The organism is Nostoc sp. DSM 114167 (assembly GCF_052692655.1).
Genome location: NZ_CP195116.1, coordinates 4,473,016 through 4,493,293 on the forward strand (window position 1 = coordinate 4,473,016; position 20,278 = coordinate 4,493,293).

Genomic DNA, 20,278 nt, shown 5'->3' on the forward strand with positions numbered 1-20,278 from the left:
TGCTCAAGTGTTGAGAATGACGTAAAAATAGTACTTTTAGCCTACTTTTTCTAGTTTTCTACTAACTTTAAAGTTATCTATACTAATAGTCCAATAACTCAGAACTACTTACCTTTTTTCTTATCTAGTGCTTCTTGGATAGCGCGTCTACAGAATTCTGGAGGGTCTTCTTGTGCTTTCACCTCTTCCTTCATTTCCTTAGTAACCCGGAAACTGAGATTATCGGTTAACTCTCTACTTGGTTGAGAGGATTCAAAATTTTGAGGGTTACCCTTGGGGTTAGGCATTGTTGAGAGATATAAATAAGGCTTGATTTGATGTATACAAGGAAATAAAGGTTAAATCGGTAGGTATCATCCCTGGAAAAGTTGTTACCTACCGATACCACTTTTACAAGAGGTAACTCTATTTTATGTTCACGCGTTCCGAGTTAGAAATCAAAACCATCCCAGAATTACGTGACTTATGCCGTCGATACGGTGTTAAACCTACAGGGAGTGCGGCATACAAAGTCAGCTACCTTACTTCTCTGATGGCATTCCCTCAGCTAGCACTTGGGCAGCTAAGAGAAGGAAGGGGATTAAAATCTCCTGGACTTAGCGCCATTCAATTTTTTAAAGGGGTGATAGATGAAATGAATTCACCCACAGATGAGCAAGCAGCACTCATCAAAATAACCTTGGAAGGTAGGAGAATGGCTTACCCCGATAGGTTTGACCAAGAGAACCTGCTGATGCACAAAGCTAAGATGCAGAAATGGTTGTTGGGCTACTCAGTCAATCGCGATAGAGAAGATCCCCGACTTCTTTAAAAAGTCGGGGAGCTGTGGCTTTAACTTGCTCAAGTGTTGAGTACAAAGTTTTTTTCATCACCACCAGGCCTTTGAGGTTACATAAGCGTTAGCTTAAGAAGAAGTACGAGTTGTGCTAAATAAAAAGTATTTTTTAGGGATTTCTAGGAAACTAGTAAATAACTATATAATGAAAAACTTTCAGGAGGAGCGGTAGTGAGCCTACAAACTCTCGTTGACCAAGCCACCATCCCCCCATCAGGGTCTGTAGCATCTAGTCCCTTTGATACAGATAGCTTTAATGAAGCTGTCATGTCTACCTACGCTCGGTTTCCCTTAGCCCTAGAACGGGGTGCTGGATGCCGGGTTTGGGATACGCAGGGGCAGGAATATCTGGACTTTGTAGCGGGAATTGCTACTTGTACTTTAGGACATGCCCACCCAGCGATGGTAGAAGCGGTAACACGCCAAATCCAAAAGCTGCACCATGTCTCTAATTTGTATTACATTCCTGAGCAAGGTGAATTGGCAAAATGGCTTGTCGATCGTTCCTGTGCCGATCGCGTATTTTTCTGCAACTCTGGTGCTGAAGCTAACGAAGCCGCAATTAAACTGGCGCGGAAATACGCCCACACAGTATTAGACATTGAAAAACCGATTATTTTAACCGCCAATGCCAGTTTCCACGGGCGGACTTTGGCAACCATTACCGCCACTGCCCAACCGAAGTATCAAAAGTATTTTGATCCTTTGGTTCCTGGGTTCCACTATGTAAATTACAACGATATTAACGCTGTGGAAGTAGCGATTAGCGAGTTGGATGAAGGCGATTATCGGGTAGCAGCAATTCTGATTGAGCCATTGCAGGGAGAAGGCGGTGTACGTCCAGGAGACGTTGCCTATTTCAAAAAGCTCCGGCAAATTTGCGATGAAACTGGCGTTTTGTTGATTTTCGACGAAGTGCAAGTTGGTATGGGGCGTAGTGGCAAATTATGGGCTTACGAACATCTCGGCGTTGAACCGGATATTTTCACCAGTGCCAAAGGCTTAGGTGGAGGTGTCCCCATCGGTGCAATGATGAGCAAGAAATTTTGCGATGTTTTTCAACCAGGGGAACACGCTAGCACCTTTGGCGGAAATCCTTTTGTGTGTGGTGTAGCACTCAGTGTTTGCCAGACATTGGAACGGGAAAATATTTTGCAGAATGTGCAAGACAGGGGCGAACAGTTGCGATCTGGATTGAAGGCGATCGCCGCGAAATATCCTCAGTACATTGGCGAAGTTCGGGGTTGGGGCTTAATCAACGGTTTGGAGTTACGAGCCGACATCGAGATAACCGCAGCCGATGTCGTCAATGCTGCTATCAAGGAAGGTGTATTGTTAGTACCAGCCGGGCCAAAAGTAGTCCGGTTTGTGCCACCGTTAATTGTTACAGAGGCAGAAGTCAATGCTGCCTTGCAAGCTGTGGACAAGGCGATCGCAATTCTCGCCAAATAGAATATTGTTTGTTTTGTGTAGAGACGTTGCAATGCAACGTCTCTTTTTCATTCCGGGGAAATTTCTCGATAAGCTTGCCGACACTGCTGATAATTGTCTGGCAAAATCTCAGCATTATTAAAACATAATTGCTCGTGAGTAGTAATTAAAGTTTCATAAGGCTGTATGGGAGTCACAGACGATCGCAGCAATTGCAAATATTCTCCATCAGTACGGCTGAGTTTGTGGGGTGCGATCGCATTTTTATCCAACTGCTGCAACATCGCTAAATAAACACAACGGCAAGCCTCACGGTAGTTACCTTGACGGTAAAATTCTTGCGATCGCTCCAACAAAAGGGCTATGGATGACTCATTGGAGCGAGTTTTGACACGAAAATCAGTGAGATTGCCACTTCTATTTAGCCAAGAATATATATAAGGACTGAATTCTCGCCATAATCGCCAACCCACCCACGCTACAAATAATCCCAGTACCAGCCAAAACAAGAATTTCAGCAATTCACCAAGCCAAGGACTAATTGACCATCCAGTAGGCAATTCTGGTAAAGCCCGTTCAAAGCGGTAAAACTGGTATTCCCACCATTCACCCGCTTGTTGTTGGAATTGAGACAAATGCCAACTCCAGCTAGTTTTTTCAAAAGTATCTGTCATAGAGGAGAGTGGGGAGCAGGGGAGCGGGGGAGTGAGGGAGTGAGGGAGTGAGGGAGTTAGGAGACAAGGGGACAAGGAGATAAGCAAAACTCCTAACTCTTGTAGAGACGCGATTAATCGCGTCTCTACTTTTAACTCTTAACTCCTAACTCAGCACGGGCTAAACGCCGAGCTATCGCTAACAGCACTCCTAACGCCCAATGACTAATGACTAATAACTCTTGACTCTTTTTTTATCATTAGCCAGCCGATAAGAACAAGTAGCGCACCGAATGCCAGAAATCCTAGATCCCAAGCTAACTCATTTGGGCCTGGTTTAACATGATGGACACCGAGAATTTGGTGGTCAATTAAACCTTCAACCAAGTCGAACAATCCACCACCAATCAGTATCGATCCAATAAAGGTCTGTGATGACCAAGGAACATCATCACGTCTTCCAGCACGCCATAGTAACACAAGTCCAGCTGCGGTGAATACCCAATCTAAGGTATGAAATAATCCATCCCACACCATGTTCAAATCTATATTCGCCCTGTTTGTCAGAGGTCTAATGTTACTCAGCATATGATGCCACTGGAGGATTTGATGCAGTAAAATTCCATCAATAAACCCTCCAAGACCCACACCAAGAAAAATTCCAGCAGTGATTAGTGGTGCGCGTCGGTTGAGGATTTCACTTTTCGCCTCCATTGTCAACCTCATAGATAGGCTTTTTTACCAAAATACAACTCTTGTGAGAGAAATATCTTCTATCTTGAGGCAAGTGCGATCGCTTAACTTAAATTAATCAATCTTCAAATTTAATCTGCATACCCGCTTTCACCGGGTCGAAATCTTGGGGAAAATGGGTGTTGCGATCGCAATCTGCTTTTTCCAGGTTCGCTCCTTTAAGAGCGGCTTGGCGGAGATTTGCTGACATCAATAATGCTCCCCTAAGATCGGCATCCTTCAGATTAGCTTGACTAAGATCGGCAAAGCTCAAATCAGTTCCCCTCAAATTAGCGCTACTAAGGTTAGCTTCACTCAAGTCAGCATAACTCAGGTCAGATCCTTTCAAGTTAATGCCTTGCAAATCAGCATTACCCAGTTCTGCTTTACTAAAGTTCCGTTTTCCTGCTGCATAACTCTCCACAAGAGTAGCAGCACTATTTATCGGCTGTTGAAAATTGACTTCAGGCATATAACAGCGTCACAGATTGCTCGTTCTTACTTTCATCTTCCCTTTTTAATTACGAATTACGTAGCTTGCTTCTGGCATGAAGGCGAGTATTCCGAATTACGAATTAGTAATTATACTTCCTAAATGTAATACATTAGTTCCTTCTGTTGTCGGCTCGATCTTCGGTCACAAAGGTCTTGGAGTGTATATTTTTCCAAAACAGAGTTAGCAGCCTGACGTGCTTCTTGCCAAACTTCCTGAATTAGCTCACCTTCTACCGTGTTGGGAGTCGGTTCACAGGGAGATACAACAATATCTGACCCTTCCATACAACTAAAAGCATCCAACACTGTAATCTTTCCGGGATCTCGTGCCAGAACATAGCCACCTTTGGCTCCGCGTATACTCTTAATTAAACCTCCACGTCTTAACGTTGCCAGGAGTTGTTCCAAATAGCGGTTCGGGATGTCTTGCAATGCCGCTATCTCTCGAATTTGTAGGGCTTCACCCTTAGGGTAGCAGGTTGCTAACTCTAACAGGGCTAGAAGTGCGTATTCTGATTTGTTAGAGATTACCACAGGCGTAATATTTTAAGCTCATATTTAAAGATACAAAGTCTTTGAGTTTGTTTCCCTAAGCTACTGCGAAGAAAAACTTTACAATCAACCTATTGTTGACCGGCTTACTCCACTTTAAAGACCTTCTAGCATACAAGCAATTACTTTTGTTTTTAAATTCGATAAATAAAAGTGATTAGACTTTTTGCAAAAATATATTTTTGCACTCTTAGGGTAAAGGGAAAGGATTTTGAGTTTCTTTACCCTTTTCCCCTTCACCTTTACCCCGACTTTTGCAAAAAGTCTATTAATTAGCTATACATGGAAATTTCTTGAAAATGGCAGAATGACTGTAAAGGTAGTTCCCGCATCGATCGCACTTTCAACTGTAATCTCGCCGCCGTGTAAATCTACAGCCTGCTTGACAATGGACATCCCTAATCCCATTCCTGGGATATTGGCTGTATTACTAGCGCGATGGAAGGGTTCAAAGATGTGTTCAATGTCAGCAGTGGGAATGCCAATACCAGAGTCTTGAGCCTGAAATATAGCTTGCTCGTTGGCAGTGGTTACAGAAAACCTAACTGTACTACCAATGGGAGAGTATTTTAGACAATTCGAGAATAAATTACTCAAGATTTGGCGCAGTAGTTTCGCGTCTAAGTTAGCTTCTGTGCATTGGCACTCACTGCTAAAAACGATCGCATGTTGGGAGCGATCGCTCTGTTGTAATTCTTCTAATAAATCGCGGCAAAATTCCACTAAATTTATCGGTGTTGGATTAAACTCTAACTTGCCTGTTTCATCCTGACTCACCACCAATACATCATTTAATAAGTGGGTTATATGCATAACTGATTTTTGAATGCGACGCAGGTGGGTCTGTTGTCGCTGTTCGCTCCAAAGGTGGCGATAATGTTCTAGTAGTTCCGCAGAAGAGTGGATAGTAGCCAAAGGGGTGCGAAACTCATGGGAAGTGATGGTGAGCAAGCGGGATTTAAGTTCGCTAAACTCCCTTTCTTTGGCAAGTGCTTGTCGCATCGCCTCTTCTGCCCATTGCAGCTTGGCTTGGGTTCGCTTGCTTTCGCTAATGTCGTGCAATAACCAGCGCAGACTAACTAACTCACCAGATTGATTACGGATAGCAACCACCTTAACCGCAGCCATAATAGGTGTTTTGTCACGCGGTCGCAGGGTTACTTCCCACTCTTGCATTTTCCAGTCTGGGAATTGAGCGCGATCGCGCAGATGATTTAGTTTTAAATGAAAAGCAATTATTTCTTTCTCAACTACAAAAATCCCTATGGATGTGCCCAACAACGAACTTTTAGAAATGTTAAGTAGAGCGGTGGCGGCTGAGTTAGCTTCCTGAATTATTCCTTTTGTATCAGTCACAAAATAAGCGTCTGGTACTTCCTCAAATAATTCTTGGTAGCGTTGACTTTCTGCTACCAAAGCCTGTTGAGTTTTAGATAATTCTTCATTCTGCTGCTTTAAATCTTCATTTACTAGTTGCAGTTCTTCCAAAGCCAGGTAAACTTCTTTAAATACTGCGGTAACTAGTTCAATATCTGCTTGTGCTTTTTGCTGTTCGCTCTGGCGTTGCAAGAGGGCGACGCGCTTACGCATGTTCTCTATCTGCAAAGCTAAATCGTCCAAATTCACGCTCTTGCTCCTAATTTCTAAAGTTGGGTTTTGTTTTAGATTCCCTACTTAGACGATATTAGCTTTTGGAGTTTAGTAGTTATCAGTAATTTCAGTATAGTTTTAGGTAGTTTTAGTTCTTCGAGCTGATTATGACTTAATACAGCAGAATTTAGAAGTAAAACCAATTCTCTAAAATGAGACAACACATTCAAACTCTGAAAGCCATGCCATATCTGACTTTCTTAATTACGAATTACAAACTTGTACTGAGCTTGTCCTGAGTTTCGACACTTCGACTGCGCCCTTCGGCTACGCTCAGGACAGGCTCAGTGCATCGCTGCGCGGTAATCGAGCGACTTGTACTGAGCGTAGTCGAAGTAAGTCGAGATTCAACTACCGCGTAGTCGTTGGCGTGGTAACAGAGCGTTGGTCATTGAATTTCGACTACGCTCAATTACCGCGTAGCCGAAATGAGTCGAAGTGCAGCCTCTCCAAGAGTTGGGCGTAGCCGAAGTATTACGAATTGGTATAAAATATACTTTATACCTGGCTTTAAGACGAATCGTTGTATACTTCACCTTTCTTCAAATCTGCTGTAAGTAATCAAGCGGTTCTCATTTGTTCACTGTTTTTGTCTAGAAATGTTACTCAATTGCTCTCGAAGGTCAGCCCATCTAATACCTTCTAGGCTGGGTAAAACAATATGAGCGGCTCCAACTCGCTCAACAGGGCCGAGTCCTATTGCCCACATCCCAGCAGCGAGAGCGGCTTCAACACCTGCTGCGGCATCTTCTACAACCACAGATTGCGCTGGTTCGATTCCTAGTTGCTTGGCTGCGTACAGAAATAGGTCGGGTGCTGGCTTGGGTTCTTGGACGCTGTAACCATCAGCGATCGCATCTACTTTGTTCATAATGCCCAATCGCTCGATCACAGTCTGGGCATTTTTACTTGCTGAACCAATACCGATCTTAATACCAGCTTGCCGCAATTCATCCAACAAGGCGATCGCACCTGGTAACAAATCGTGGGATGTCATGTTTTGGATAAATTCCACATAGTAGCGATTTTTGCGCTCCATCATCTCCTCAATTTGTGCTTCCGAATACGGTCTATCGCCAACAATCAGCATCAGGGAAGCACGACGGGATACACCCCGCAGGGCTTCGTTAGCTTCTCGATTAAACGGTATACCCTCTTCATCAGCTAGCTTTTGCCAAGCGAGATAGTGGAGTTCTGCTGTATCTGTTAGCACACCATCTAAATCGAAGATGAATCCTTGGATGTTGGGGTTGTGGGTAGAGACGCGATTAATCGCGTCTGTACTGGAGAGTGGGGACGATAAGGGAGATAAAGAAGAACTCCTGTCTCCTACCTCCTGCCCCCTGTCTCCTGCATAGTTCAATGAGGGGGGATCGGGGGAGAGGGAAAGTTGGAGAAATTCTAGTTGACGAGTTATGTCTTGGGCGACTTTTCCCTGATGCAAATCGAAGTCATGCCATTTCCCGCGCCAGTGCAGTCTAAACTTTAGACGCGTCCAGCCAGGAGGTAGGTGGGGGTTGGCTACAGGGCCATTTTTAGTTAATTGGATGCCGCCGAATCCAAAAATTACAGCTTGCCAAATTCCACCAGCACTAGCACCGTGAATTCCATCGTTGGTGTTACCTCGGTTATCTTCAAGATCCACCATTAACGCCTGCATAAATTGTTCGTAAGCTGCAGTTGATTTGCCCAAATCGGAAGCTAAAATGGCTTGAACTGCTGGGCCAAGGGACGAACCATAAGTAATATCAGTGCGGGGTGCGTAGTAGTCCCAATTTGTCTGCAATGCTTTTTCGTTGTAGGGAAAATCTGCTGATTCCCGCATTAAATATAAGAGCATTAATACGTCTGGCTGTTTGAGTACTTGAGATTTGTTGGTTTTATCAATACCTAAGATCGGTTGCATAGAGCGATCGCGTGGTTCATAATCTGCTAAGTTGATATCTTCCAATTGGAAAAATCCCTCGCACTGCTCGATTAGTCCTGTTGATGGGTCATAGAAAAACAATATTTTGGCGACGATCTCTTGCCAGTGCGATCGCTCCTCTGGGGTCAGCTTTAATTTCTGTTCTAGTTCGGTGGCTCGTTCGGGGAATTTGTCAACCAACCAATCATAGATGGCGATCGCTTTCTCTAGATGCCATTGCGCCATCCGGTTTGTAAAGGCGTTGTTGTGGACTAATTCATGGTATTCATCCGCTCCGATTACTCCTCGAATTTCATACTGTTCGCGCTCAGAATTGAATTCGACTCGACTACCCCAAAAGAGCGCCGCATCTAAGATAATCTCTGCACCACACTTTTGCATCCAGTCATCATCACCAGTGGCTTGCCAGTAGTTCCAGACTGCGTAGGGGATATCTGCGTTGATATGAATTTCGCGATCGCGGCACCAAATCCGCACGTCTTCACCATAAAAATCACTACCAATAGCCCAACGTGGTGTCACTTCATCTCCAGTATCAGCACTTTCCCAGGCAAACATTGCCCCTTTATAACTGTAATGGCCTGCCTTGCGTCTAGCTCCTGGTAAGGTGTGCCAACGGTAACTGAGTAAGTTGCGGGCGATCGCTGGTTGAGTAAACAGAAACAAGGGCTGCATAAAAATTTCTGTATCCCAAAAAATATGACCGCGATAGCCAAACCCCGAAAGGGTTTTAGCAGGAATGCTCACTCTATCATCATCCCGTGAGGCAGCAATCAGCAGTTGAAACAGATTGTAGCGAACAGCAAAAGTAGCTGTGCTATCCCCCTCAATCAGGATGTCACTTTGCTGCCAAACCTCATTCCATGCCTGCTCATTGGCTTTTTGTAATGTTACATAGTCTGGCAGCTGTGCGAGTTTTTCTCGAGCTGCTGAAACTGGTGCTTCAATCTCCCGCGAGGTAAAAACAGTCACAAGTTTTTCTACCGTTACGGTCTGCTGCGCTTTCGCCAAGAAGTTTGTACTCAAAGTAGGATAACCGGGTGCGGTATTGACTTGCAAAGATGCTTCAGTGCCTAATATTGTCAACTTAGCTGCCATACCGAGTTCAATTCGAGAGTTGCGCGTGCGGCGTTGCAACCAGATTCCTTGATTAGTCTTGCCCTGGTCTAATTCTTCCCAGTGATTGAAACCTTGATTTTCGGGATAGCCATTGATGCTAGCTTGAACTTCGATTAACCCCTCAAAATCTATTGGTGTTAAATGGCAGCGTAAAGCCAACACGTGCGGATCTGCAAGACTAGCAAAGCGTTCAAAGCTAATGTCTATGGTGTTCCCACTGGGAGAGCGCCAACGCAAGGCACGCAAAAGTAGTCCTTGGCGTAAATCAAGCTGGCGCTCGTAGCTCAATATCTCACCTCGATCGAGACGGAAGCGATCGCCATTTACAATTACTATCAAGGGTAGCCAGTCAGGGCAATTTACCAGTTCAGTGTACACCACAGGCACATCATCGTAGACACCGTGGATAAAAGTAGCTGGCAATGCATGAGGATAACCTTCCTCAAAACTGCCTCTGGTTCCCAGGTATCCATTGCCGATTGTAAAGACGGTTTCTTTAGAGTGCAATTGCTCAGGGTCAAACTGGGTTTCGATTAATATCCAGTCTGTGTAGATAAAATGGCGAGAACGACCTTTTGTTTGCATAAGTTGGACGATTAAGATTTTTGAGTCTTTAAGCTAGATGAACGGAGTTCCGAGGTGGATGAATCCAGTTCCGAGGTGGATGAACGGAGTTCCAAGGTGGATGAATCCAGTTCTAACTCTCCCCTGCTCCCCTGCCCCCACTCCCTCATCCCTCATCCCTCATCCCCCCTGATGCTTTTCCAAAATCTTTTCGACTCTGGGTTTATAAATGAGATGGAATAAGGTTTCCATGTAGCGATCTCTAGCTTCGTTATTTTCGGGAGCAACAAAGTTCCAAAAACTAAACATTTTCGCAAGCAGTAGTAATTGATTACTATGTAAATGCCAATTATATTTGTGATGAATTCGTTGACTCATCCATTCTGAAACTTCGTACCAGTATTTAGCATGAGTATCACATTGTTCCAGGAAATCTAAGATTTTCGTTGCTGTTCCTTCTAAGTCTGTAGGATTAAGATTAAATTGGTTTTCTTTGTTCTCGATAATTTCTAAAGAACCGCCAAATTGAGTAGCAAAAGTTGGCAAGCCAGAAATCATCGCTTCCAAAATACTCCGACCGAAGGATTCAAAACGGGCAAAATGGACATAAATTCCTTGAGAATCGGCAACTACTCGGTAGGCTTCGCCGATGTCCCGGCTAGGAACACGCATCCCCACCCAGCGAATCTTGCCATCGAGATGATATTGGTCGATAATGTCGTGGAGTTTTTGAATTTCTTCTGCTTCTTCTGGGTTGCTAGCTTCATGTAAATGCAGTTTAGTAGTTAATAAAATCAGGTTACAACGCTCTTGCAACGCCTGACTTTTACCAAAACATTCAGCTAGACCAGTGAAATTTTTGATTGAATTGATGGTATCAAGGGCAAAAATTGGTCGATGATTGGGGCGTTCTAAATAACCAAGAATTTGTGGATCTTCGCGGGTAAAGAGTAAATCGTGGACTTGTGTGCCAAGTTTAGAATCTCGGTTTTCTTTTTGGCTGTAGGGAAAGAAAATATTTTCATTTACTCCCGGCGGCACGAAGTTAAATTTAGGACTAAACAAATCAATGCCATCAACTACATGATACAACTGCGGCATCGTAAACCACTTGTATGACTCGTATTGACCGATGGTATCAGGCGTACCGACAATTTCTTGATAGGACGATGTGATGATAAAGTCAGCTGCATTCATGCTAATCAAATCGGCGGTAAATTGTGCCGAAAAATGATATTTATCTTCTAAATCTTGCCAATATAAATTGCTAAATAGATATTTAGGTTTTTCCAAAGAATGGGCAATGTTACATTGGGTGACTTTCATGCGGCGAGATAGCAGAAAGGCTACTAAATTACCATCGCTGTAATTGCCAACAACTAAATTAGGTTTGCCTTGGAATTGAGCTAGTAATTCTCTTTCTGCATCTATCGCAAATTGTTCTAAATAAGGCCAAATCTCAAATTTAGAAATCCAATTATTCGTAATCTCTGGATTGAATTCACCAAAAGGAACGCGCAATATCCAAGCATTTTCAGTATCTTGGACTTTTTCTAAGGGCAAGTTACAAAATGTGCCTTCACAGTTGGGGATTAATCGAGTCAGAATAATCACATGGGGTTTAATACCTAGCTGGTCGAGTCCAGCGAGTTTGATTTGTTCGCGCAGTTCGTTTTCTAGGCTGCGAGCTTGTTCGAGGACGTAGATAACTTGACCGAGTGTTTCATCTCTTCCCAAAACATCCTCCTGTCCAACCCAGCCGTGGACAGAAACAAGGACGACGCGAAAGATGGCGGGGACGCGGGCCACAAAAGCTTCTAAAATGGCAGGTTCGGGAGAGTAAATGAGTCGGTCGAGGAGTTCTAAAGTTTCAGAGACTCGCGCCGCAGTATTACCCCAACCCGGCTCAAAGCCGAGTTCTTGGAGATCAAAGCGGAATTTTTCATAAGGTTCATCAGGCGATCGCTCGCTCAGGAATTTGAGGGCTAGCTTAATTTGTTTGGCTAACTGAATACCGGAAAGAATGCGATCGCTTAACAATAGGCGAATACCATCGCATTGCAGCCTATGTAATGCTTTAAATAACATTTCTACCCAATATTCAGAGTCAGTCAACAATTGATTGCACAGGTAACGGTTGAGGAAGGCTAAACCTTGACCAATATTTCTCGCATCGTCAATTCTTGGAGAACTCTCATAGAAGGGGTGGAGGTCGATTTCGAGGATATGGGGTTGGTAGCGGTTGACTAGACGATCTCTGACATCTAACAACGCTTGAGGCGTCATCTGCTCGAACCTGCTATCAACTGTCAGTTGCCAAACTTCTTGATTCGCAATCCTCGGTCGAATCACGAACCAAGTTTTTTCCTCTTCGAGAATGATTTCGTGGGTATATTGTATTAGTTTGCCAACAGAAGAAGAGTGGTAAAAATAGGCTGGCTTTTGCGATTGATGACAGTAATCAGCAAAGAAAAGCAAAATCTCATTTCTTAGGAAGTAATGCTTACCTGAAACACTCAACGCATAAATCAACTGATGCAGAGCAGTTTTTTCATCACCGTTGGAGAGAGCTTGAACTAGTTCATACATGATGACGAATTCCAGAAATTTAGCTAGGTGATAACCTCATTTTTCTTTCCAGTTTTCGGTTTGCTGAGGTATATTCCCCAAACCATCGTAAATTACTATAAAAATCTTTGCGTCTAGCTCTGGGATGAAAGGCTGTGAGAACTTCAAATCTATGGGATGAGGAAGTAGAGAAAGGCAAGGTATAAAACACTATTTTCAATTAAGTACTAAAGCCAAATTGGAGCGATCGCTAGTAAGCTTGAAATATAATTATTTTGACTTTTAGCTTTTGACCCTTCGACTGCGCTCAGGGTCAACTTTTGACTTCCACCTTGCGGTACTAGTCTTATATCAAGCCTATATTAATAACTTTCTGTAGGGCTTTTTCAAAGCCTATACCCTGTTTAAGAGCGATATACAAAAATACTATTGCAGCTGAACGAATTGAATTATCACAATGTATCAAAGTCGGTTTAGGTAGTTCAGTGATGAGTTCAGATATCTGGAGCATACATTGATGATTAATATCTTCAGATTTAGTTGGGAAATTAACATAATACAATCCCAAAAGCTCAGTTTTTTCTTGTTCAGTAGCCAGCAAACCTGTTTCGTCAGCCATACGTAGATTCACTACAGACTTATAACCATCATCAGCTATTTGTTGTAGCTGATCTGGTGTAATTTGCCCTGCGATCGCTAACTCATGATTAATTTCCCTAATAATGTTCATCAGCCGGATTAACTCCATTTTGCCGACATTGCCCTAGCTTTAACCCTAGCAAAGCAATTTGAGGAACTTGTGAGGAAAGCATCAAAGTCTGCTATAAAGCCCAAAATTCAAGCAGACGCGACTTTTGACTTTTGCCTTGTGCTACTAGTAGTCTGGCAACCCAAAAATGTTAGGTGGAGGTTGGGTAAAGGGTAAAGGGAAAAGGGTAAGGGATAAAAAACATGAGTCCCTTTCCAATACTTGTCGGGTTTTGGGGAAAAGGGGCGGGGGTACTGGGTTTGGGATTTAAAACCTTTCCCCTTTCCCCTTTCCCCTTTACCCTTTACCCCGCCAAGTGAACTTGGCGAACTACTAGCCTCTGAATAAATTGTGTAAGGTTTTTAATAATTCTCTACCCGTATAGGGTTTTAATAAAACTGCTTGTACATTATCATCAGCAGATTGAGCAAAGATTTCCATTGAGTTGAGTCCGCTACAGGCAATAATTTGAACTTGCATATTCATTCTTCGCAAGGTGCGAATGGCGATGATTCCATCCATTTTTGGCATTATTAGATCCATCAATACGGCATTGATTTGATGCTCGTATTGGGCGTAAAGCGCGATCGCCTCAATGCCATTACTGGCAGTTAGTATCTTATAGTTATGCTTTTCCAAGATGATTGTGACAATCTCCCGAATTTGGGGTTCATCATCCACAACCAAAATCAATTCTCCCTCTCCTGGAAGCAAATCCAGGTCTTCTATGTTGAACGCTTGGGTTGCTTCCACTGCTGGTAAAAACAGGTCAAATTTGCTGCCTATATCAACATTGCTAGACACTTTGATAAAACCGTCGTGGTTTCTGATGATTCCCAGCACTGTTGAAAGTCCAAGTCCGGTACCTGCATTGACTTGTTTTGTAGTAAAAAATGGCTCAAAAATTCTATCTATTATGTCTGGCGGTATCCCAATTCCGTTATCGGCAACGGTAATCACAATATAATGCCCAACCTTGGCATCAAGATTCATTCGCGTATAAGCTTCATCAATAAACTTATTTTCTACAGAAATATTGATATTACCGCCATCTGGTAGAGCATCGCGGGCATTTACTACCAGATTGATCAATACTTGATGCAGTTGTGTGATGTCTCCATTTACAGCCCAAATTTCTTCTGGGATAAACGTGGAAAGTTCAATAGATTTGGGAAATGTCTGTTTGGCAATTTGGACAATTTCTGAAATCAGATGCTGGATTTGGATAATTCTTCGCTCTCCTTTATTTCCTCGCGCAAAGGACAAGATTTGCTTTACTAAAGCTGCTCCGCGTTTGGCGTTGGTTTCTACAAGTGCCAAAAGTTGCCCAGAACGCTCCTCATCTTGTAAAAATCTTCCCTGTAGCAATTGAGCCGCTGCCAAAATTGGTGTCAATATATTGTTCAAGTCGTGGGCAATTCCACCTGCAAGAGTGCCAAGGCTTTCCAATCGCTGGGTGCGAAAAAACTGCTCTTGGAGTTGTTTCTTTTCGGTGATGTCAGTGTCAACAGTCAGGATGGATTTGGGTTTTCCCGCAGAATCGCGCATCAATGTCCAGCGGCTTTCCACAAGAATTTTCTGACCAGATTTTGTAACTTTATTTAACTCACCTTGCCAAGAGCCACTCTCAATTACTCTTTTCAGGGGTACTTCCAATTGCTGCTGAGTTCCTGCTGCGTGAAAAATCTCCTGGAGGTTTTTTCCGATCGCCTCTGTAGAAAGCCAACCGTACATCCGCTCTGCACCTTGATTCCAGAATAAGATTTGAGACTGGAAATCTCGAACTAATATGGCATCGGTGGCAATATCAAGTAAAGCGGCTTGTTCAGAGATTTTTTGTTCTGCCAACTTGCGCTCAGTGACATCCCTATTTGTGCCGACGATCCGGATCGGCTGACCGATTTCGTTATAGTAAACCTGACCTTTGCAGTTTAACCAGTGTAAGCTGCCGTCGGACCAGACAATTCGATACTCTATAGATCCCTTTCCTTGCTCAATCATCCGCGCTATACTCGCAGCCACAGATTCGCGGTCTTCTGGATAGATTAAATTGAGATAATCTTCATAGGTTGGACACAAGCTGTTGCTCGGTAGACCATAAAGTGGCCCCATATTGGCAGACCAAATACCAGTATTAGCGATTAAGTTCCGCTCCCAGATGCCAATTTGGGCTGCTTCGGTAGCTAAACTCAATCGCGCTTCACTTTCTTGCAGTGACTCTTCGACCAGTTTGCGTTTGGTGATATCTTCGGCGATGCCACCATAGTATTGAACTTTTCCTTGGTCATCATAGACAGTAAAACTCCGATCCCAAATCCAGCGCATCGATCCATCAGGTCGGAAAATTCGATATTCTATTGAAGCGGATTCACCACTAAGCTGTTGCTTTGCTGCTTTAGTGGTTAGACCGCGATCGTCTGGATGAACGGACTCTATCCAAGACTCAGGCCGCTCCAATAAACTTTGGCAAGAGCGACCCCAAATTTTTTCATAGGCAGGACTAACATACAAGGTTCGGAATGAATCAGTGCTGGCAATCCAGATAACTGCGTGGGTGTTTTCGGCAAATTTGCGAAATTTTTCTTCACTTTGGCGCAGTGCTGCTTCGGCAAGTTGGCGTTCGTCTAGCGTAGATTGCTGTTCGGTAATATCTCTGCCTACCTCTTGGATTTCAACAACCTCTCCTTTGTCGTTACGAATTGCGATCGCATTCCATTGAAACCAGCGGATACCGTTGACTGTCAATGCACGTTGCTCGCGATTCATCAAGGGATACAATGAAGATCCTAAAGCTGCCACATCTTCCATCGCTTCAGGCAAGTCATCTGGATGAAGAAATTGGAAAATTGACTGACTGCGAAACTCATCTTGTTTCCAACCGAAAATTTGACAAGCAGCTGCATTGGCAAAGGTAATCTGCCCTTGCAAATCAATGCGGATAATTATGTCAGTTTGGCTTTCCACGAGTTGGCGATAGAGGTTTTCGCTCTGGCGTAATGCAACTTCTGCGCGTTGGCGATCCCTTCGGGCAGCTTCGCTAACGGTAATTTCTTGTTGCAACAGAACATTGGACATCACAAGTTCTGCTGTCCGTTCCGCCACTCGTTGTTCTAACTCCTCGTAAGCTTGGCGCAGTGATTCCTCTGCCTGGTGGCGTTCGCTAATATCGCAGAGTAACCAGCGCCAGCCAACTTGCTTACCCTTTGAATCGTACATGGCAGCGGCTTTAATACTAGCCGGAAAAGCTGTACCTCCCCGTGGTTTTAAGTAAGCTTCCCACTTCTGTTCCTGCTGTTTATTAATTAGTCGAGTGTTAAAAGTTTGACGGTCTTGGTAAGGAATAAATAAAATTAATGGTTTGTTTAGCAAATATTTTTGGCGTACAGCCAGCAAGATTGTTGCTGCTCGGTTAGCCTCTTGGATAATACCTGCTGTATCAGTTACCAAATAAGCATCTGGAGCGAACTCAAACAAATCCCGGTAACGTTGACGCTCCAATTCTACTAGTTCGCGGGCAACGGCCAACTCTTCATTTTGTTCGCGCAGTTCTTCTTCCACAACCTGGAGTTCTTCGAGGGCTTGCTGAAGCTCCTGATTAACTTGCATAATTTCAGCCGATTGTGCCTCAACCCATAGCTTTAAGTTATTTTGAGTCTGGCAGCACACTTGCTGTATCTCTGTGTACTGATTAACCTGGCTAAATTCATCTCTGGGTTTTTGTAAATATTGCTGCAAGCCTTCAACAACCCCAGCCATTTTTACCAAGTCAAAGGCTTGTAGCAAGCTAGTCTCGTTAATGACTCCTACCAATTGTCCGCGATCGTCTAAAACGGGCAAATAGCCAGTTTGATGCTCACGCAATAACGATAAAGCGATGAAAATATCTTGAGAATCTGATTGTCTAAGGGTAATTACTGGCTGCGTCATCACTTCAGCCATTGTCACCCCAGATAAATCTATTCTCGAAGCTATAAGTCTAACTACATCTCTTTCAGTAAAAATACTTAATAAATTTCCTCCGTCCATAACCAAGACACAACCAGATTTTGGTTGATTTCCAAAAGTTAAGTTCAGCGAAGAATTTAAGTTGCTAGATGCATAATTAATACATCCTTGTTTACTCATCAATAAAATAGCTTCGATTACAAAACTATCAGGATTAATCGTTAATGGAGAATAATTTATAACATGATTTAAACTAGGTAAGTTAATCAGTCGATCGTTAAATTGCATAGTTAATTTATCAATACTAATAAACTTTTTGACATTCAGGACAAATTAGCAGAAGTCAGCAACAGGCAAAACGAGTCAGCTATTGAACATCAGAAATTATTGTGGCGGAATAACTATCAAGCAACTAGCAAGCGGCTAAAATGTAATTATAAATTAACTATAAAGCAACTATAAATTAATTGTATTGATAAATACAGGATTGAACTATTATAATGACTAATACATACAATACAAGTTAGTAACTAAACTAGAAAGTAAATAAAATTTTACAGCCGTCAAATTCATTCTATTGTCAAATTTATAAATAGATGATTTGCGAACTCAAGATATTACCTTAAGTGATAGTTTTGATAGTCTTATTACTGTGAAATATTTGAAATTAATTGATGAGTGCAAATATTAAACCCTTGGTCTCAAACATTGACAGAGGCTCAGAATTTCGGCTTTCTTAATAAACTCCAGCAAGACTTCAATAAACAATACAAAAAATAGACCTCTTGCATAAGTCGAATAGACCCCCCTTAATCCCAGGGCTGTTTCATTCCATTTCAAACAGGATTTGTCAAGATGATTAGCGAGAAAAATTGTAAGTGAGGGTGACGACCAGATGAACTTTTAAGCACTTAAACAACAGTAAAATTGTTCATTTTCTCGGCACGCTGGTAACAAAATAATCAATTTTTAATCGCTAGAACCCTTGATTTTTATAGCCATTTAGGGAACGAAACAGCCCTGCCCTTAATCCCACGCCACTTGCTACCCTGCGGGTTCCGCTTTAGCGGTACAAGTCGAGCATTGCCCGCCCAACGCAGTGGCTCCCCTTTATAAGGGCTACGGTGTACACACAAGTATGACCAGTATAGGTTTCAACTCTTTTAGGACTTACGCACTGAAGCCTGAAACCTTGATCCCCCCTAACCCCCCTTAAAAAAGGGGGGAACCTCTAAAGCCCCCTTTTTAAGGGGGTTGGGGGATCTGAGTGCGTAAGTTCTGTCTTTTAGTAATTTCGTAGTAGTAGCTCGGTCACACTAGTAGGGTGCGTTATCGACACGCCGAAATAACAAATGAGTACGCCGAAATAGCAAATGAGTACCCCGAAATAGCAAATGAGTACCCCGAAATAGCAAATGAGTACCCCGAAATAGCAAATGAGTACCCCGAAATAGCAAATGAGTACGCCGAAATAGCAAATGAGTACGCCGAAATAGCAAATGAGTACGCCGAAATAGCAAATGCGTACGCCGAAATAGCAAATGCGTTCTAGCTTTGTCAGCCAGCGTAACGCACCGCAAATCTTTGGTGGATGAAGTTTTTTCGACTTGTGTGTACACCATTGCCTTTATAAGGGGAGCCACTGCGGTCTTCTCCCAAGGGGAGACGCCAAGGGCGATAGCGTAGCGTTAGCGAGTCCGCGAGCGTCTGGGGTCTCCCCAAGTGGAGCAACTGCCGTCAAGTGGCGTGAGGGTTAGGGTGGGGTAAAACCCTGGTTAACCAGCTATTTCAGACTTGTGCGTACACCGTAGCCCCAACACATCGGGGAGGGTTGGGCTTTCTGGGGCAGGTTTTTTTGATTAGACAAATTTTTGGGATTTTAAAACCAAAACCATTGTCTGAGAACTTAAAACTACGTTCAATAATTGAGAACATTCTCAACTATTTATCGAAAGCCTAAAAGCCTGCCCTTGAAAGGGAGGGTTGGGGAGAGGTGATTCAAAGATTTTTGCAAGAGACTCCACGAGCTGCGCTCACAAGGAACAATGAAAATGTCTTTTCCTCCAGCATAGCTGCCTTCTTCAATCTATTCATAAGTAGGTGGCACGCTAGCAGTAACATCGCTCTGAAGCCCCACATTTATAGTTATAAGAATTTATACGAAGATAATTTGAGGAACTTGTGAAAAAACCGCTAAATTAGCCGGAAAGTCTTACTTAAGAATTGTGTATAAGTTTTGCAAAACCATTAAGTATTTTGACTATCCTCACAACTTCCTCATATTTAAAGACTATAGTCAAAATATAGACAGTTTCTTTTTAATATCTACGGGCTTCTCAAATAGCTGCCCTGAATCGCAATAACACTTTTATGAACAGGATTTGAGAAAAATATGAATTACTGTCCTTGCTGCTCAAGTTTACTTTTAGAACATATACGCGGTGCAGAGACTTACTGGTTTTGTCGTCACTGCTGGCAGGAAATGCCTATTTATAATAGGAATAATAGGAACGAATCCAGTTCATTCGCTGATGTTGTCATGGGAAAACTACCTAGAAAGCCTCAGAAAGAAAAACGTAGTAGTACTATTGTTTACGCAAGCCAATGGCAATCGATTACCGAATGGATTGGGCTAGAAGAGTTATCTACCTAATCCAATTTACTGAAACAGATTAGTATAATTGTTTTTCTTGATTTCAGTAATTAATTGCTCAAGAATGTGAGACTATAGCCTATTTATTAGGTATTAATTGACACATTTAGATAAAGAAAACAGAAAAATTTCTCAAACCCACAGCCAAAGAGGTAAGGTTGCTTCTGAGGTTAGGCTATGTCTGACTGGAGGTAGCAACCCCTAATTAACCATTCCTATGCAGAGTAGGCAAACAAGAGGACAATGGTAATATCATTTTGGATTTTAGACTTCCGCTCCTTTCGACTTCTCTACGACACGCTACGCGTTAGCGGAGCTTTCCATGAGAGCGATACGTTCAAGGCAAGAAGTCGCTCAGTCGAATGATTTTAGACTTTGAACCTTGTTTATTTTTCTTCACACAGCT

At 42.9% G+C, this 20,278-nt stretch carries 12 protein-coding genes; 2 read left to right on the forward strand and 10 right to left on the reverse strand.

The window, feature by feature from the left end:
* Positions 1–104: 104 nt before the first annotated feature.
* A complete protein-coding gene (locus tag NSTC731_RS19180; protein ID WP_229458098.1) occupies positions 105–287 on the reverse strand; it encodes a hypothetical protein in 183 nt (60 codons plus the stop codon).
* Positions 288–412: 125 nt separating this feature from the next.
* Between NSTC731_RS19180 and NSTC731_RS19185 the strand changes: the two genes are divergently transcribed.
* Entirely contained in the window at positions 413–811 is a 399-nt protein-coding gene (locus NSTC731_RS19185; RefSeq protein ID WP_445626331.1) for a hypothetical protein, read from the forward strand.
* A 195-nt stretch (positions 812–1,006) separates the two neighbouring features.
* Positions 1,007–2,287: an aspartate aminotransferase family protein gene (locus NSTC731_RS19190; RefSeq protein ID WP_445626332.1), complete on the forward strand. Its 1,281-nt coding sequence runs from the start codon at positions 1,007–1,009 to the stop codon at positions 2,285–2,287.
* A gap of 47 nt (positions 2,288–2,334) precedes the next feature.
* Here the strand turns inward: NSTC731_RS19190 and NSTC731_RS19195 are convergent, their stop codons facing one another.
* From NSTC731_RS19195 to NSTC731_RS19235, 9 genes are all read right to left on the reverse strand, one after another.
* Positions 2,335–2,940, reverse strand: coding sequence for a DUF4129 domain-containing protein (locus NSTC731_RS19195; protein ID WP_445626333.1), 606 nt, complete (start codon positions 2,938–2,940; stop codon positions 2,335–2,337).
* A gap of 204 nt (positions 2,941–3,144) precedes the next feature.
* Entirely contained in the window at positions 3,145–3,633 is a 489-nt protein-coding gene (locus NSTC731_RS19200; protein WP_445626334.1) for a DUF2243 domain-containing protein, read from the reverse strand.
* A gap of 97 nt (positions 3,634–3,730) precedes the next feature.
* Complete coding sequence (locus NSTC731_RS19205) at positions 3,731–4,123, reverse strand: pentapeptide repeat-containing protein (protein WP_289795697.1); 393 nt, start codon at positions 4,121–4,123, stop codon at positions 3,731–3,733.
* 119 nt (positions 4,124–4,242) lie between these two features.
* The gene (locus tag NSTC731_RS19210; protein WP_445626335.1) at positions 4,243–4,680 is read right to left on the reverse strand and encodes an RrF2 family transcriptional regulator; all 438 of its coding nucleotides are present in this window, start codon (positions 4,678–4,680) and stop codon (positions 4,243–4,245) included.
* Between the two features lie 294 nt (positions 4,681–4,974).
* Positions 4,975–6,324 carry a PAS domain-containing sensor histidine kinase gene (locus NSTC731_RS19215; RefSeq protein WP_445626336.1) on the reverse strand — a complete coding sequence of 450 codons (1,350 nt, stop codon included), beginning with the start codon at positions 6,322–6,324 and terminating at the stop codon, positions 4,975–4,977.
* A gap of 604 nt (positions 6,325–6,928) precedes the next feature.
* A complete protein-coding gene (pgmB, locus tag NSTC731_RS19220; RefSeq protein ID WP_445626337.1) occupies positions 6,929–9,979 on the reverse strand; it encodes a beta-phosphoglucomutase in 3,051 nt (1,016 codons plus the stop codon).
* A gap of 159 nt (positions 9,980–10,138) precedes the next feature.
* Positions 10,139–12,547, reverse strand: a complete 2,409-nt coding sequence (locus tag NSTC731_RS19225; protein WP_445626338.1) for a sucrose synthase — start codon at positions 12,545–12,547, stop codon at positions 10,139–10,141.
* Between the two features lie 325 nt (positions 12,548–12,872).
* On the reverse strand, positions 12,873–13,256 hold the full coding sequence (locus NSTC731_RS19230) for a beta-lactamase hydrolase domain-containing protein (protein WP_445626339.1): 384 nt from the start codon (positions 13,254–13,256) through the stop codon (positions 12,873–12,875).
* A gap of 351 nt (positions 13,257–13,607) precedes the next feature.
* Complete coding sequence (locus NSTC731_RS19235; protein WP_445626340.1) at positions 13,608–17,507, reverse strand: PAS domain S-box protein; 3,900 nt, start codon at positions 17,505–17,507, stop codon at positions 13,608–13,610.
* Positions 17,508–20,278 lie beyond the last annotated feature (2,771 nt).

Excerpts from the sequence above, each read along its gene's own strand:
- NSTC731_RS19180 (WP_229458098.1), bottom strand. The coding sequence starts at position 287 with ATGCCTAACCCCAAGGGTAACCCTCAAAATTTTGAATCCTCTCAACCA.
- NSTC731_RS19185 (WP_445626331.1), top strand. The coding sequence starts at position 413 with ATGTTCACGCGTTCCGAGTTAGAAATCAAAACCATCCCAGAATTACGT.
- NSTC731_RS19195 (WP_445626333.1), bottom strand. The coding sequence starts at position 2,940 with ATGACAGATACTTTTGAAAAAACTAGCTGGAGTTGGCATTTGTCTCAA.
- NSTC731_RS19200 (WP_445626334.1), bottom strand. The coding sequence starts at position 3,633 with ATGGAGGCGAAAAGTGAAATCCTCAACCGACGCGCACCACTAATCACT.
- NSTC731_RS19205 (WP_289795697.1), bottom strand. The coding sequence starts at position 4,123 with ATGCCTGAAGTCAATTTTCAACAGCCGATAAATAGTGCTGCTACTCTT.
- pgmB (WP_445626337.1), bottom strand. The coding sequence starts at position 9,979 with ATGCAAACAAAAGGTCGTTCTCGCCATTTTATCTACACAGACTGGATA.
- NSTC731_RS19225 (WP_445626338.1), bottom strand. The coding sequence starts at position 12,547 with ATGTATGAACTAGTTCAAGCTCTCTCCAACGGTGATGAAAAAACTGCT.
- NSTC731_RS19230 (WP_445626339.1), bottom strand. The coding sequence starts at position 13,256 with ATGAACATTATTAGGGAAATTAATCATGAGTTAGCGATCGCAGGGCAA.
- NSTC731_RS19235 (WP_445626340.1), bottom strand. The coding sequence starts at position 17,507 with ATGCAATTTAACGATCGACTGATTAACTTACCTAGTTTAAATCATGTT.